Source organism: Clostridium sp. CTA-7 (genome assembly GCF_054768095.1).
Genome location: NZ_BAAAAV010000004.1, coordinates 379,168 through 394,477 on the forward strand (window position 1 = coordinate 379,168; position 15,310 = coordinate 394,477).

Below are 15,310 nucleotides of genomic sequence, written 5' to 3' on the forward strand. Positions count from 1 at the left end.
CGTTCGTTTTTGATATCTATGATAATAAAAATAAAGTGGAGGAAAATCCCTCCACTTTTTTTATATTATTGAACATCACAAATTTCTACATTTCTAACATGTTTAGTTGGATTCCATTCTTTATTATTTTTTCTTAACATACCTTCAATAGTTATTGGTATCCAAGTTAAGGTATATAAAGAATATAATAAGAACCTAAAGAATAGTATAAGCTTCTTCTTACCTAAGAATAATGCTGTAGCTAATAAGAATGCTGCATTATAAACTATATTTATTAATAATATTTGTGCAAAGTTATCCGCTGCTTCTGCAAATATAGGTAATACAAATACATTAGATGTATAGAATATTAACATTGCAAAAAGACCTGGTGATATTTTTTTATCTAATCTTAATATTAAAGGCGTAATTAAGAATTGCATAATACCAATAATCTTAAATAAAATATCCCCTGTTAAATCACTAATTACAAATATATTACCATCTCCAGTCATACCTTGAGCAAAACTTAATATTGCTGATATACCAATCATTAAAGTAAAGAAAGGTTGTATAACATATAAAGCACAATCTAAAACAAACCATTTTCTTTCCTTAAGGCCTTTCTTAACTAACTTAAAGAAATATCTAGATGCTACATCTGTAAAACCTTGCATCCATCTTCTTCTTTGAACCCAAGATTGCTTTAATGTTAAAGGTTTTTCATCATAAATTATAGCATCATGTGCCCAACCTACTTTTTCTCCATTTAAAATTAACTTACAACTAAATTCTAAATCTTCAGTTAAACAAGTTGCTCCCCATCCAAATTCCTTTAAAACATTTGTATCTATCGCAAATCCTGTTCCACCTATTTGGTTAGATAACCCAACATTTGCTCTAGCTAATTGATACATTCTATTTTGAGTCCAAAAGGCTATAGAATATGAAGCTGCTATCCATGAGTCATTTGGATTTTTACTATCTATGTAGCCTTGTACTACTTTATATCCTTCTAACATTTTTGAATTTATTTCCTTGCACCAATTTTTTGAAACTAAGTTATCAGCATCAAAAATTGCTACTGCATCATACTTTTTTTGCATCTTAAATATTTTATCAAACATCCACTCTAGTGCATATCCCTTACCTTTTTCTTCTTTGTTGAACCTTTCATACACATATACACCATATTTTCTTGCTATTTTTGCAGTATTATCTGTACAATTATCAGCAATAACAAAAATATCAAAAAGTTCTCTAGGATAATTCTGATTCAGCATGCTTTCAATTAACTTACCTATTACCACTTCTTCATTATGAGCTGCTACTATCATTGCAAATTTTTTAGTTGGTGTATAATTTTTCTTTTCAGCTTTTCTTTTTAAACCAAAGAAAGCTAATATAAAATAATACATCATCATTACAAAAACAGTTAGTTGAAAAACAGCCGTTACAGAACTAATAATTTCTCCCATTACATCCACTCCTATAAATAAAGGAAATTTTCCTTGTATTACTATTTTCAAACATTATCTTTGACATCTTTATTAAATATATTCTAATAGCAATAAAAAATCAAGTATAGAAATCTTAAAAATTAATTAATATTATATATGTTTCAATTAATAATCTACATAATTAATATAATTCAATACTAAATAGTTAACAAACTCATTTAAGTAAAGTAGCAAAATTGAAAGCATATATATTTTTTAATTTTTTATATAAGTTGCTAAAATACTTACTTTATTTAAGGATTATAAATTATTTATATTTTTAAGTTAAATATTAAATCCTTATTACAACTTATATATAAACCTTGAATAATCATATATATTATTTTCTCCTATATAAATAAATATATAATTAATATACTTATGTAATAATTTCCTAAAGAGTAAAAAACCATTTAACTACAAAGTTAAAACTCTGCAATTAAATGGTCTTTCTATTAATAAACTCAAAATAGGGGTTGCTATTTTTGAGATTTATACTATTCCTTGAGCTAACATAGCTTCTGCAACCTTTATAAAACCAGCTATATTAGCACCCATTAATATATTTCCAGCTTCACCATACTCTTCAGCTGCATTTTTAGAATTTTTATAAATATTTATCATTATATCTTTAAGCTTTGAATCTACTTCTTCAAAGCTCCAAGAAAGTCTCATACTATTTTGTGACATTTCAAGAGCTGAACAAGCAACTCCTCCAGCATTTGCAGCCTTTGCTGGTCCAAACATAACTCCAGCTTTTTGGAATAATTCTATTGCACCTAAATCTGTTGGCATATTTGCTCCTTCAGATACAACTTTCACTCCATTCTTAATTAATATTTCTGCTGATTCTTTATCTATTTCTCCTTGAGTTGCACAAGGAAGTGCTATATCACATTTTATCTCCCAAATCCCTCTAAATCCTTCTACGTATTTAGCATTTGGTACGTAATCTAAATATTTTTTAATTCTTCCTCTTTTTACTTCTTTTATATTTTTAATTATATCTAAATTTATTCCATTTTCATCATATATATATCCATTTGAATCGCTTAGAGAAACTACTTTTGCTCCTAACTCTGTTGCCTTTTCACAAGCATATATAGCAACATTTCCTGATCCTGATATAACTACAATTTTATCTTTAAAACTTACTTTATTATCATTTAACATTTCTTCAGTAAAGTACACTAATCCATATCCCGTAGCTTCTTTTCTTGTTAAACTTCCTCCATAAGTAAGTCCTTTTCCAGTCAATACTCCTTGGTCATTAGAATTCCTAATTTTCTTATAGTATCCATACATATATCCTATTTCTCTAGCTCCAACTCCAATATCTCCAGCTGGAACATCTGTATCTAATCCTATATGTTTACATAACTCTGCCATAAAACTTTGGCAGAATCTCATAACTTCACGGTCAGACTTACCTTTTGGATCAAAATCCGAACCGCCTTTTCCTCCACCTATTGGCAAGCCTGTTAATGAATTTTTAAATATTTGTTCAAATCCTAAAAACTTTATTATACTTTGATTTACAGATGGATGAAATCTAAGACCTCCTTTGTATGGTCCTATTGCACTGTTAAATTGAATTCTAAATCCTCTATTAACTTGAATCTTTCTATTATCATCAACCCATGGTACTCTGAAAAATATTTGTCTTTCTGGCTCAACTATTCTTTCTAATATTCCTTCTTCTATATATTCTGGATGTTTTTCGAATACTGGCACTAAAGAATTAAGTACTTCTTTTATGGCATCTAAAAATTCTTTTTCTCCAAAATTTCTTTTTTCAACCTCATTTATAACTTTATTTACATATTCTCTTCCTAACATGTGCCCCAACTCCTTCATCTCTAATAATATATATATCATACATTATCATGGTATTTTTTGCTATATTTTTCTTAAATATTCTATATAATTATTAATTTAATAATTATATAGTGTATTTTATGTTTTTTTAAAATTTGAAAACATTTTTAAAAGTGTTATTAATCATATAATAATTCTTCTCTTAAGATTTATTCCATAAAATTTATTTTCTATTTTTCTCAACATCTCTTATTATATATTCTATTACTTTAATATTTTTTCCCTTACTATGAATATAAATTGGTATTGCTGTTATAACTCCTACTGAAGTTCCACAAATTATATCCCACATAGTATCATTTAAATTTCCATTTTGAGCATGGAGCCCAAATAAAGAATCTGTTGTAAACTCCCATATCTCCCAAGCCCCTGCAACTGCTGTTGCAAATAAAATAACAAATATAACTGAAGCTAATGGATTAATATCTTTTCTTGATTTTTCATTAGTTAAATATAAAAATAACACATACCCAATTATAGCAATTACAGATCCAGATAATAAATGTAAGAATTTATCATAGTTAGTTATTGAGTAAAAATTCCATACACTTGCTAAATACATTGATAAAAATATAAAAGTCATATTTATATAATATATAGTTTTAGAACCTTTAAGAAAGCTCCTTATATACAATAAATATGCACCTACTATAGTTGCAAAAGTAAGTCCTATCCTAAAAAGTTTTTCTTCATCTCTTACTACAAAATAATATATAGCAGTTATTATTAATATAATAGTAAATATAACTGCAAATATAAATTCATTATTATATTTTTTATTTTTCATGACATCACCCCTATAATTTAATATTAAAGCTCTGTTAGATATTTTTGTTGATATGATGGTTGCATAATCACATATAATAGAAATTCTTAAACTAGTGAATTAGTAATGAAGTGACTTTCATATCAACAATTTCCTCTGACACAGTCAATATTAATAATTATAACAAATTATCAAACTTATTTTTATTTTATAAATATTCTTCACTAAATGTTAACTAACGATAAAATTCTTCTTTTTAAATAATATAAATGATGCTAACGCTCCAATAACTAATCCACCTAAATGTGCAAGATTATCTATATTAGGTATAGTTAAGCCTATAAGAACATTTAAACCTATTGTTTCTAATATATTTTTTACGTATCTCTTACCTATCTTCTCTTTTTCTTTTAGTCCAAATATAAGCATTGCTCCTAAAAGTCCAAATATAGCACCTGATGCTCCCACGGATACACTATTAGGACTAAACAAGTAACTAAATAAAGATCCACCTAGAGCAGATATAAAGTATATTAATATATATCTTTTACTTCCATATAAAGCTTCAACTTCTCTTCCTATTATATTTAGTGCACTCATATTAAAGAAAATATGCATTATTCCGCCATGTAAAAATGCTGATGTTACTAGTCTATAGACTTCACCACTGTTAATTAAAACATTAACTTTTGCGCCCATTTGAATCAAAGTATAAATATCTATATCGATTAAATTTCTAGATTTAATAACTTCAATTAGATATAATAAAATATTTACAATGATAATAGTATATGTAACTTTATATTCTTTAAAACTTATTTTTCTTTTGCTATCTATATTTGCTATATAATCTAAAATAGGTATAAAAGCTCTAGAACCTTCACTACAATATAGTACTTTTCTTTCTCTTAAAGAAAATATTAATTTATTATAATTACTTTCTCCGTAACTTATATACTCTTCAGAGGTTAAAATTATTAAATTTAAAATAAAAGATTTATCTAATGATTTTGATAGATATTCTCTTGCCTCATTTAAATCTACTTCCTCATCAGAATCTTTTACTACTATAACTGCAACAACTGTTTCTTCTAAATCTAATAATCCTATCCATTTATTTTTATTATGAAAATTACTGTGATAATCTCTCATAAAAAATTTTAGTTCTTTAGTTAATAAATTAAAAAATACCTTTTCAAACTTCTCCACCTTCATTCCCCCTTATAGCTAATTAATAAGCAATTGATAAAACTATTTACCAATTGCTTATATAAATAAGATATATAATTAATTAATTTCCTTCTCTAGCATATCTAAAAGTTCATTAAATCTATCTATAGTTGCTTCTAAAGGTTTGGAAGTTGTCATATCAACTCCGGCTTTCTTTAAAATTTCTATTGGATAATCACTTCCACCACTCTTTAAAAATTCAATATATTTTGGAACAGCCTCTTCTTTTCCTTCTAATATTGATTTTGCAAATGCTGATGCAGCTGCATATCCAGTTGCATATTGATAAACATAGAAATCTGAATAAAAATGAGGTATTCTAGCCCATTCAATATCAATTTCTTCATCTACTATCATACCTGGTCCAAAATACTTAACATTTAAGTCATGCCACTTCTGATTATAGTCTTCTGCAGTTAAAGATACTCCATTTTCCAAGCTTTCATGAGTATATAATTCAAACTCTGCAAACATTAATTGTCTAAATACCGTTGTTCTTATTTGCTCTAGTTCTTGATTTATTAAGTATAGTTTTTTCTTTTTATCAGTTTCCTTATTTATTAAATAATGGATAAGAAGTGCTTCATTTGTAGTTGATGCTACCTCTGCGCAAAATAATGTATACCCTGCATAAATATATGGTTGCTCTTTTCTTGAATAGTAAGAATGAATAGAGTGGCCCATTTCATGAGCTAGAGTTGAGACATCATGTAATTCATAATTATAGTTTAATAAAACATATGGCATTGTTTTATATCCACCCCAAGAGTATGCTCCACCTCTTTTTCCTTTATTTTGATATATATCTATCCAACCATCTTTAACACCCTTTTCAAATATGCTTAAATATTCTTCTCCTAATGGTTTTAATCCTTCTAGAACCATATCTACAGCATTATTAAACTCTATATGTTCCTTTGGTATTTCTATAACTGGCACATATAAATCACACATGCGCATTTCCTCTAATCCCAGTAATTTTTTCTTTAAATCAACATACCTATGTAAAGATTTTAAATTTCCATCTATAGTTTTTATAGAATTCTTATAAACCTCTACTGGTATATCATTTGGTTTTAAAGATGCTTCTAATGCTGAGTTATACTTTCTAACCTTTGCACTGAAATTAAAATTTTTTATAGAGCTTGTTAAAGTAGTTGCAAATGTATTTTCTAAGCCTTTATATTGATTAAATAATATTTTAAATGCTTCTTCTCTAACTTTTCTATTCTTACTTTTTATAAAGCCTGAATAATTCCCTTCAGTTAACTGAACCTTCTCCCCATCTTCATCTACTATATCTCCAAACTTCATATCTGCATTAGTTAACATATTATGAATTGAATGTGGTGCATCTAAGCAATCTGAAACTGAAGCTAATAATTCCTCTTGTTCTTTACTTAATATATGAGGCTTTTCTTTTAAAATATCCTCAAACATAAAATTATACATTTTTAACTTTTCATTACCATTTATTATATTTCTTATAAGCTCATCATCCAATGATAATATTTCTGGAACAAAATAAGCTGTATATGAGGCAAATTCTGCCATATAAGAATCTACCTTATTCATCATAGCCTGATATTTAGAATTAGATGTATCTTCATCAGATTTTAAATGAGCATAAACATAAACAATTTCTGCTTTTATTCCTAAATCAACATATTTTTCTAAGTACTCTAAAATATTTTCATCATTATTTAATTTACCTTCGAAATTTTTAAGGGATGGCGATTCTTTTTTTAATTCTTCAAATGCCTCTTCCCATTCCTCATCACTTGAAAAGATTTTATTAACTTTCCACTTATATTTTTCTTCTATTTCTTCTCTCTTTTTTAATACCTTTGATTCACTCATAATTTTTGCCTAATATCTTAGGCCCTCCTTTCTAATTATATTCTTCTTCCTTGCCTTCAATATCTTTAAAAGCATTTTCCATAGACTCTTCTATTAAATCTACACATTTTGATATTCTTTCCTTTATAAGCTCGTAATCATCTACATAATTAAATTTTATTAAAAAAGTAGGATTATATTCATCTAAAAGATCCTCTATTTCAAATTCTTCTTTTATAAAGGAATCATAATTAAAAACATCATATATTGCTGAGTATTCCCATTCTTCTACATCTTTATTTGTATCAAAATATAAATTTACAATTCCATCTAAAACAAAAAGTTTTTTTACATATAAAGCTCCTTCTGAAACTTGAAAACTTCCTAATTCCTTTGTTATAAATCCTGTCTCCTTATCCTTTTCCATTAATACTAAACTTGAAAAATCCATATATATTCCTCCAACCTATTTACTTTAGTTTTATGTAACTTACCTATATTATATGTTTTATCCATAGAATAAAGCAATATATGTATTTATTTAGTGGTAATTTATTCTACATGCATGTTTCAAAATACCTTATTTCGGTAAGAATACCAATAAGAAAAAATTTAGGCTTTGTTAGAGGAAAATGTCTAAAAGAGCCAAAAATCAAATTTAATATTAATTTAATTTTTATGTTTAAAAGTAATTCTTGCAAATTATTTGCATTTTCATATATAATAAGTCTAGAATATTTAGGAGATGATTTTTAAATGATTAATATAAAAGACTTATGTTTTTCATATTCTAATAAACCACCATACTTACTTAATAATATAAATTTAAATATACCTAAAGGTATATATTTATCTATAGTTGGTGAAAATGGAAGCTGTAAAACAACCCTTATTAAATTAATACTTGGATTATTAAAACCAACATCTGGGTTAATTGAAATAAAAACAGACTCAATTGGATATGTACCTCAAAGGCTAGATTCTTTTAACTCTCAGTTTCCAATTACAGTTAGAGAAGTATTGTCATGTCATAAAAAGACATTGAAAAATAGCGCTATAGATATATCTAATATACTTGAAAGTGTTAATATGCTCAATTATGAGAATAGATTATTAGGAATGTTATCTGGGGGGCAACAACAAAGGGTTCTTGTAGCTAGAGCATTAATGGGAAATCCTGATATTATTATTCTTGATGAACCTTCTACTGGAGTTGATGAAGCAAATCAAATTGAAATATATAGTGTTTTAAAAAAGTTAAATGAAGTTAATAAAAAAACTATTATATCAATAGAACATAATATAGATATTGCTTTAAATAATTCTACTCATATACTTAAAGTTAATAGTGGAGAAATTTCATTATTTACAGTTGAAGAATATAAAGAATTTAGAAATAAAAATTTAAAATTAAATGATGCTATTTAAGTTTATTATATTAGAAAGGTAGATTTTATGTTTCAATTAGATTTTATGCAAAATGCCTTTATGGCTGGCTTTATAATATCAATACTCTGTCCTTTTATAGGACTTTTTTTAGTCCTTAGACGTTATTCCATGATTGGTGATACCCTTTCTCACTCTTCCTTTGCTGGAGTTGCTATAGGATTAGTTATAGGGGTAAATCCTTTAATAACTGCTTTCTTGTTTACAACTTTTTGTGCAATAATTATAGAGTTACTAAGAGGTTATTACAAAAAATATGCTGAACTTGTGATGTCATTAGTATTAACTTTTAGTTTAGGAATTGCAATAATTTTAATAAGTAGTGGAAAAGCTTCTGCAAAGGTAAATTCCTTTCTATTTGGAAGTATCCTTACAGTTTCTAGAGAAGATATTCTACTAATACTAACAGTTGGAATAATATGCTTATTATCATTGATTTTTCTTTATAATAAACTTATATATATAACTTTTGATGAAGAAGGAGCAAAAACCTCTGGTATAAAAGTAAAATTGATAAATTATATTTTTACTATCTTAGTAGGTGCTACAATTTCTATGTCAATACGAGTAATGGGAATACTTGTTATTTCATCTATAATGGTAGTTCCAGTAGCTACTGCTATGCAGTTAAAAAAAGGTTTTAAATCAACATTATTATACTCTATACTTTTTGGAATGATTGACATTATGCTGGGTTTATTCCTATCTTATTATATAAATAGTGCTCCAGGGGGTACAATTGCACTTACATCTGTATTTACTCTTATTATAGTTATAATTATTAATAAATTTTTTAACTTTAAATAATGTAAACAAAAAAGTTTAGGCTTTAATATTAAAACCTAAACTTTTTTTATTTACCCTTTTTACATTTATCACAAATTCCATTAAGCTCTAATTTGTGCTCAGTTAGACTAAACCCAACTTGAGCTTTTATAGCCTCTTCTATTTCTTCCATTGGACAGGGTATTTCTACAGACTTATGACATACATCACATTTTAAAGTATGTTTATGACTTTCTCTTTTAAGGATATATATTGCAGGTCCGTCTATATTTATCTTTTTTATTATATTCTTTTCTTCTAACAACTCTAATGTCCTATATATAGTACTAAGATTTAAATTTTCATTTTGATTTTTACATTCACAATATATATTTTCTGCTGAAAGCCCCTTATCAGAAGACTCTATTATATTTAAAATTGAAATTCTTCCTGCTGTGACCCTAATTCCATTTTCTTTCAAATAAATTTCCCAGCTCATTTTATTCTCCTAACGTTCTAATCTTTATATAATTATATCACTAATATTCTACATATTAAATATTAAAAAAATATCATTTTAAATCCTAATGCTAATAGTATTAATCCACCTAACAAATTTGAATATTTGCATATAAAATCAACTTTTCTGGCATATCTACACATAAAAAATCCTGTTGTGCATATTATCAAAGATATTAATCCAACTAAAATAGCATAAGTTAATAACAATAATGAGTAAACTTCATGAAAGGCTGTAAATCCAACTACTAAAGCATCAATATTTACTGACATACCTAAAATTATATACATTGATTTCTTTATTAAAATATAATCATCTTTATTATCCTTCTTAAAGTATTCTAATATCATTATTATCCCTACTAATACAACTACGACTCCACATATCATATGAGGGATGGCTACAATATATGTATCAAAAAACTTTCCCCCTATTCCTCCTAACAATATAAATAAAAATTGAAAAAATGCAAATGAAATTATAAACCCTATTTTATTTCTTCTTTTTAATATAGGATTTATACCTAAAGTTATACTAACTCCAAGTGCATCCATAGCTAAAGCTATACCTATTAAAATCACTTCTCTCAATTCCATATTATAGAAACCTCTCCAAATTATATAATTATACTTTATATATAATTATAAAGTGTAGTATTTATGTATTATTTTTTTTTAATAAGTACTTTTAATATGACAAATTTTATTGTATATTATTAAATAGAGTATATAATATATTAAAAAGTATATCATATTTTGTAATTTTATATAAAGGAGAGTAACTTAATGGCGAATTGTATAATTGCTCAATCTGGAGGTCCAACATCTGTTATTAATTCTAGTGTGGTAGGTTTGTTACATGCAAATAAAGATTTAGGTTCATTTGATAAAGTTTTTGCAGGTTTAAATGGAATTGAAGGAATATTAAATGGAAATATAATAGAATTATCTTCCTTCTCAGAGGATGAAATAAATGCATTCAGATACACACCATCTTCTGGTTTAGGTTCTTGTAGATACAAAATGAAAAACTTAGAAGAATCAAGTGAAGAATACGACAAACTTTTAGATATATTAAAAGTAAATAACATAGAAGCATTTTTTTATGTGGGTGGAAATGATTCAATGGATACCATTGCTAAACTAGGTAAATATGCTAAACAAACTGAAATAGATATAAAATTTATAGGTATTCCAAAGACAATAGATAATGATTTAATGTACACTGATCATACTCCTGGCTTTGGTAGCGCTGCAAAGTTTATTGCTACAACAGTACTTGAAACATATTTAGATTCATCAGTTTACATAAATAACGGAATATTTATTCTAGAAACAATGGGTAGAGATACAGGCTGGCTTGCTGCATCTTCTTGTATAGCTAGACTAAATGGAGAATCAGTTGCAGATTTTATATATTTACCTGAAGTTGCTTTTAGTACAGAACAATTTCTTTTAGATGTTAGAAAAAAATTTAAAGAAAAAAATAAAGTCTTCATAGTAGTTTCTGAAGGATTACGAAATTCTGATGGAAAATTTATAACTGAAGTTGAAAAACAAGCTCATGATAAGTTTGGACATGCTCAACTTGGAGGTGTAGGCTCCTATCTTAAAAACTTAATAATACAAGCTGGTATAACCTCTAGAGTTAAGTCTTTAGAACTAGGTGTATTGCAAAGATGTGCAATTCACTGTGCTTCAGATATTGATTTAGTAGAAGCCTTTGAAGCTGGTTACTCAGCATTAAAATTTGCACTTGCTGGAAATAGTGGATATATGGTTGGAATAAAAAGAGAATCTAATTCTCCTTATAAATCATCTCACTTTCTTGTAGAAGCAGATAAAATAGCTAATAATGTTAAATACTTCCCTAAGGAATTAATTAATGATGAAGGAAATCATATAAAAGAAGAAGCTTTAGAATACTTCTTACCACTTATTTCTGGCACTCCTTCATTAGTTTTAGATAATCACTTACCAAAATTCAAAACAGTTTGTAAATAAGTTAAAGCAAAACAGGTAATCTATATTGCCTGTTTTTTTATATTCAATAATATTAACTTTTATATCAAGTAAAAATTTAATATAAATTTGCAATTTGCTTAGCCTAATACCTTAGAGTATAATAAAATTGGAATTATGAAATTTAGTAAACTTTATATAGATTTAATATCACAAGATAATACTAGGAGGATAAAATGATAGTTTTAAGTTGCAAAGATATATCGAAAAGTTACGGAATACGAGATGTATTAAAAAATATTACATTTTCAATTAATGAAGGAGATAAAGTTGGAATTATCGGAGGCAATGGAGAAGGAAAATCCACTTTATTTAAAATAATATCTAAGGAAATATCGCAAGACTCTGGTGAAATATTTATAGATAAAAATAGAACTATCGGCTATTTAACACAACATGTTGATTTAGACTTAAATAATACTATATATGATGAAATGAACTTAGTTTTCAAAGAAATTATTGATATTGAAAATAGGCTACATACTCTAGAGGTAAAGATGAGTGAACCTTATGATGAGAATAATGCAGCATATCATGAAAAAATTATAAAAGATTATACTACACTTCAAGATTTATATTCTCATAAAGGCGGCTATACATATAAAGGTGAAATTTCAAGGGTATTAAAAGGTCTAGGCTTTTTAGAAGATGACTTTTATAAAACTATAAATACCCTTAGCGGAGGTCAAAAAACTAGAGTTGCACTTTGTAAGCTTCTTTTAAAGAATCCTGATATAATTTTACTTGATGAACCAACTAACCATCTTGACTTAGAAGCCATTGAATGGCTTGAAGAATATTTGAAAAATTATAAAGGAACTGTTTTAGTTATATCACATGATAGATTCTTCTTAGATGCTGTTACAAACAATACCTTTGAAGTTATTAATGGTCATGTTAATTGCTATAATGTTTCTTACACTAAATTCATTGATCAAAGAAAGAAAAATTATGAAGCTCAACTTAAAGCCTATAACCTTCAGCAAGCTGAAATTAAAAGACAAGAAGCAATAATAGAAAAATTTAGAAGCTTTAACAGAGAAAAAAGTATAAGAGCTGCTGAAAGTAGAGAGAAAGCTTTAGATAAAATGGAAAAACTAGATGAACCTGATAAAGAAAAGGAAGCCTCTAAAATTAAATTTGAGACTTCTGTAAAAAGTGGTCATGATGTTCTTCATATTGAGAATCTATCCAAAAGCTACGGAGATAACAAACTATTTTCAAATCTTAATTTAGATATTAAAAGAGGTGAAAAAGTAGCTTTAATCGGAGAAAATGGTCGTGGCAAAACAACACTTTTCAAAATAATTTTAGATAACTTAGATTCTGATAAGGGCAAAGTTATTCTTGGTACAAATGTAAATGTTGGGTATTATGATCAAGAACAATCCGATTTAAATTTAGATAAAACTATATTAGATGAAGTATGGGATGAATTCCCTAATTTAACTACTTCCAAGTTAAGAGGTTCATTGGCATCATTCTTATTTACTGGTGATGATGTTTTCAAAATAATAAATACTCTTAGTGGCGGAGAAAAGTGTAGAATTAATCTATTAAAGCTAATGTTATCAAAATCAAATTTATTATTGTTAGATGAACCTACAAACCATCTTGATATAATGTCAAGAGAAGCACTTGAAGATGCTCTTTTAAGCTATGATGGTACATTAATGGTTATATCTCATGATAGATACTTCTTAAATAAAGTAATTAGTAGAATACTTGAACTTAATGAAGATGGTATTAAAGAGTTTTTAGGAAATTATAACTATTATCAAGAAAAGAAAATTAATCCTAATAGATTTGAAGTTTTAGAAGAATTAGCAAATGGAAAAACTAAAACTCAATTGAAAGATGAAAAAAAGAAAAAAAGAGAAATTGAAAAAGAGGAAAAGGCTTTAAAGCTTAAAATAAAAAAAATTGAAGATGATATAGCAAAAGGGGAAGATGAATTACTTTCTCTTCAAGAGAAGCTTTGCCTTGAAGAGATTTATTCTAATCCATTTGAAAGTGAAAGAGTAAATAAAGAAATAAAAGAGTTAGAAGAAAAAATCGCTCAATTATATACGGACTGGGAAGATTTTGATAACTAAAAGGGACTGCCAAATACAGTCCCTTTATTTTATATAAGATTTCTATATTATCTTTTTCCTGTTGAGCCAAATCCTCCCTCAGCTCTTTCAGTTTCACTAAGTTCTTCTACTTCATCAACTTCAACATACCATACAGGCTTAACTACCATTTGTGCAATTTTCATGCCTTTTTCAACCACAAACATTTCTTTTCCATTGTTTATTAATATAACTCCTATTTCACCTCTGTATCCTTCATCTATAGTTCCTGGAGTATTTAAAACTGTAATACCATTCTTTAAAGCAAGCCCACTTCTTGGTCTAACCTGCGCTTCTGTTTGAGGTGGCAGCTCTATCTTTATTCCTGTTTTTATTAATGCCGTTTCTGATGGATTTATTTTTACTTCTTCTACTGAATATAAATCTAATCCAGCATCACCTTTATGTGCATAATTAGGTATTATAGCCTCACTATGTATTTTTTGGACCTTTAATTTAAATTTATTCATTTGTATTCCTCCCCTAAAAATATTATCTATATTGTAACAAGTTATTATTATTTATGTCTACACTTATTAAATTTAAAATAAAAAGAGATAAATTTAATCTTTAATTTATCTCTTTTTATAGGTGTATAAATACTTAAACAAATTCTCATCCTATCTTCTATAATAAGCCATCTTTATTCTATTTATTACACATATACTAGAAAACTTATTATTCTTATCTATAGTAACCTCATTCCACGTATAATAGGCAGGCTTCTCAAAGAATCTTCTATCAATTATGGAAATAACTCTATAACAGCCGTTTTCTAAACTATCAAACCTAACTTTTCCCTTTTCATCAGTAATTTTTGAGTCATATAATTTAGGCGATACTCCATTTAATAAATATAAATTAATTCTTGCTCCTTTAAGATCTACTCCATCTTTACTAGCAAGCTTTGATATAACCTCAATAGTTCCTTTTTCTTCTACTTGATTATAGCTCTTAAAACCAATATCAGAATCATTCTCTATTTCGGAGTAAATATCACTATATCTTTCTGAATATTTTTCATCATGCCAAATATTTTCACTAAAATTACTTTCTATTATTTTCTTTTCTTCTTCCTTATTACATATGTTGTCTTTATTAATAGTCTCTACAGGTTCTTCATCTCCGAACTCTCCATCAACATTAATAAATAGATTTAAATTTCCACTCTCATCTACTGCATATTGATCCTCTTCGTAATTATTATTTTCATCACTATGATATTGATCATCTATTGTTATCTTCATATATAC

General features: G+C 26.8%; 14 protein-coding genes. 4 read left to right on the forward strand and 10 right to left on the reverse strand.

The features are described 5' to 3' along the window. Positions 1 to 65 precede the first annotated feature (65 nt). From ACYUEX_RS10625 to ACYUEX_RS10650, 6 genes are all read right to left on the reverse strand, one after another. The gene (locus ACYUEX_RS10625) at positions 66 to 1,457 is read right to left on the reverse strand and encodes a glycosyltransferase family 2 protein (protein WP_460288066.1); all 1,392 of its coding nucleotides are present in this window, start codon (positions 1,455 to 1,457) and stop codon (positions 66 to 68) included. 513 nt (positions 1,458 to 1,970) lie between these two features. Next, positions 1,971 to 3,317, reverse strand: coding sequence for an NADP-specific glutamate dehydrogenase (gene gdhA / locus ACYUEX_RS10630; RefSeq protein WP_460288068.1), 1,347 nt, complete (start codon positions 3,315 to 3,317; stop codon positions 1,971 to 1,973). A 202-nt stretch (positions 3,318 to 3,519) separates the two neighbouring features. Further along, a complete protein-coding gene (locus tag ACYUEX_RS10635) occupies positions 3,520 to 4,143 on the reverse strand; it encodes a hypothetical protein (RefSeq protein ID WP_460288069.1) in 624 nt (207 codons plus the stop codon). A 210-nt stretch (positions 4,144 to 4,353) separates the two neighbouring features. Then, positions 4,354 to 5,331: a rhomboid family intramembrane serine protease gene (locus ACYUEX_RS10640; protein ID WP_460288070.1), complete on the reverse strand. Its 978-nt coding sequence runs from the start codon at positions 5,329 to 5,331 to the stop codon at positions 4,354 to 4,356. A 78-nt stretch (positions 5,332 to 5,409) separates the two neighbouring features. Further along, positions 5,410 to 7,212, reverse strand: a complete 1,803-nt coding sequence (gene pepF / locus ACYUEX_RS10645) for an oligoendopeptidase F (RefSeq protein WP_460288072.1) — start codon at positions 7,210 to 7,212, stop codon at positions 5,410 to 5,412. 31 nt (positions 7,213 to 7,243) lie between these two features. After that, the gene (locus ACYUEX_RS10650) at positions 7,244 to 7,642 is read right to left on the reverse strand and encodes a DUF6762 family protein (protein ID WP_460288073.1); all 399 of its coding nucleotides are present in this window, start codon (positions 7,640 to 7,642) and stop codon (positions 7,244 to 7,246) included. Between the two features lie 305 nt (positions 7,643 to 7,947). On the opposite strand from ACYUEX_RS10650, the gene ACYUEX_RS10655 reads away from it, so the two are divergent. Both ACYUEX_RS10655 and ACYUEX_RS10660 read left to right on the forward strand, forming a co-directional pair. Beyond that, entirely contained in the window at positions 7,948 to 8,619 is a 672-nt protein-coding gene (locus ACYUEX_RS10655) for a metal ABC transporter ATP-binding protein (protein WP_460288074.1), read from the forward strand. Between the two features lie 27 nt (positions 8,620 to 8,646). Next, entirely contained in the window at positions 8,647 to 9,444 is a 798-nt protein-coding gene (locus tag ACYUEX_RS10660) for a metal ABC transporter permease (protein ID WP_411170289.1), read from the forward strand. Between the two features lie 46 nt (positions 9,445 to 9,490). Here the strand turns inward: ACYUEX_RS10660 and ACYUEX_RS10665 are convergent, their stop codons facing one another. Both ACYUEX_RS10665 and ACYUEX_RS10670 read right to left on the reverse strand, forming a co-directional pair. Next, positions 9,491 to 9,901, reverse strand: a complete 411-nt coding sequence (locus tag ACYUEX_RS10665; RefSeq protein WP_460288076.1) for a Fur family transcriptional regulator — start codon at positions 9,899 to 9,901, stop codon at positions 9,491 to 9,493. 62 nt (positions 9,902 to 9,963) lie between these two features. After that, on the reverse strand, positions 9,964 to 10,518 hold the full coding sequence (locus ACYUEX_RS10670) for a manganese efflux pump MntP (protein ID WP_411170287.1): 555 nt from the start codon (positions 10,516 to 10,518) through the stop codon (positions 9,964 to 9,966). A 189-nt stretch (positions 10,519 to 10,707) separates the two neighbouring features. Between ACYUEX_RS10670 and ACYUEX_RS10675 the strand changes: the two genes are divergently transcribed. Further along, positions 10,708 to 11,925, forward strand: a complete 1,218-nt coding sequence (locus ACYUEX_RS10675; protein WP_460288078.1) for a 6-phosphofructokinase — start codon at positions 10,708 to 10,710, stop codon at positions 11,923 to 11,925. Positions 11,926 to 12,119: 194 nt separating this feature from the next. Continuing rightward, positions 12,120 to 14,039: a ribosomal protection-like ABC-F family protein gene (gene abc-f, locus ACYUEX_RS10680; RefSeq protein WP_460288080.1), complete on the forward strand. Its 1,920-nt coding sequence runs from the start codon at positions 12,120 to 12,122 to the stop codon at positions 14,037 to 14,039. Between the two features lie 47 nt (positions 14,040 to 14,086). On the opposite strand, the gene dut is transcribed toward abc-f, so the two are convergent. Together dut and ACYUEX_RS10690 are read right to left on the reverse strand one after the other, a co-directional pair. Next, positions 14,087 to 14,527, reverse strand: coding sequence for a dUTP diphosphatase (dut, locus tag ACYUEX_RS10685; RefSeq protein ID WP_460288081.1), 441 nt, complete (start codon positions 14,525 to 14,527; stop codon positions 14,087 to 14,089). A gap of 150 nt (positions 14,528 to 14,677) precedes the next feature. Then, positions 14,678 to 15,304 carry a SpaA isopeptide-forming pilin-related protein gene (locus ACYUEX_RS10690; protein ID WP_460288083.1) on the reverse strand — a complete coding sequence of 209 codons (627 nt, stop codon included), beginning with the start codon at positions 15,302 to 15,304 and terminating at the stop codon, positions 14,678 to 14,680. Between the last annotated feature and the right edge of the window lie 6 nt (positions 15,305 to 15,310).

Coding starts and splice junctions, on each gene's coding strand:
- ACYUEX_RS10625 (WP_460288066.1), bottom strand. CDS start 1,457: ATGGGAGAAATTATTAGTTCTGTAACGGCTGTTTTTCAACTAACTGTT.
- gdhA (WP_460288068.1), bottom strand. CDS start 3,317: ATGTTAGGAAGAGAATATGTAAATAAAGTTATAAATGAGGTTGAAAAA.
- ACYUEX_RS10635 (WP_460288069.1), bottom strand. CDS start 4,143: ATGAAAAATAAAAAATATAATAATGAATTTATATTTGCAGTTATATTT.
- pepF (WP_460288072.1), bottom strand. CDS start 7,212: ATGAGTGAATCAAAGGTATTAAAAAAGAGAGAAGAAATAGAAGAAAAA.
- ACYUEX_RS10650 (WP_460288073.1), bottom strand. CDS start 7,642: ATGGATTTTTCAAGTTTAGTATTAATGGAAAAGGATAAGGAGACAGGA.
- ACYUEX_RS10655 (WP_460288074.1), top strand. CDS start 7,948: ATGATTAATATAAAAGACTTATGTTTTTCATATTCTAATAAACCACCA.
- ACYUEX_RS10660 (WP_411170289.1), top strand. CDS start 8,647: ATGTTTCAATTAGATTTTATGCAAAATGCCTTTATGGCTGGCTTTATA.
- ACYUEX_RS10665 (WP_460288076.1), bottom strand. CDS start 9,901: ATGAGCTGGGAAATTTATTTGAAAGAAAATGGAATTAGGGTCACAGCA.
- ACYUEX_RS10670 (WP_411170287.1), bottom strand. CDS start 10,518: ATGGAATTGAGAGAAGTGATTTTAATAGGTATAGCTTTAGCTATGGAT.
- ACYUEX_RS10675 (WP_460288078.1), top strand. CDS start 10,708: ATGGCGAATTGTATAATTGCTCAATCTGGAGGTCCAACATCTGTTATT.
- abc-f (WP_460288080.1), top strand. CDS start 12,120: ATGATAGTTTTAAGTTGCAAAGATATATCGAAAAGTTACGGAATACGA.
- dut (WP_460288081.1), bottom strand. CDS start 14,527: ATGAATAAATTTAAATTAAAGGTCCAAAAAATACATAGTGAGGCTATA.
- ACYUEX_RS10690 (WP_460288083.1), bottom strand. CDS start 15,304: ATGAAGATAACAATAGATGATCAATATCATAGTGATGAAAATAATAAT.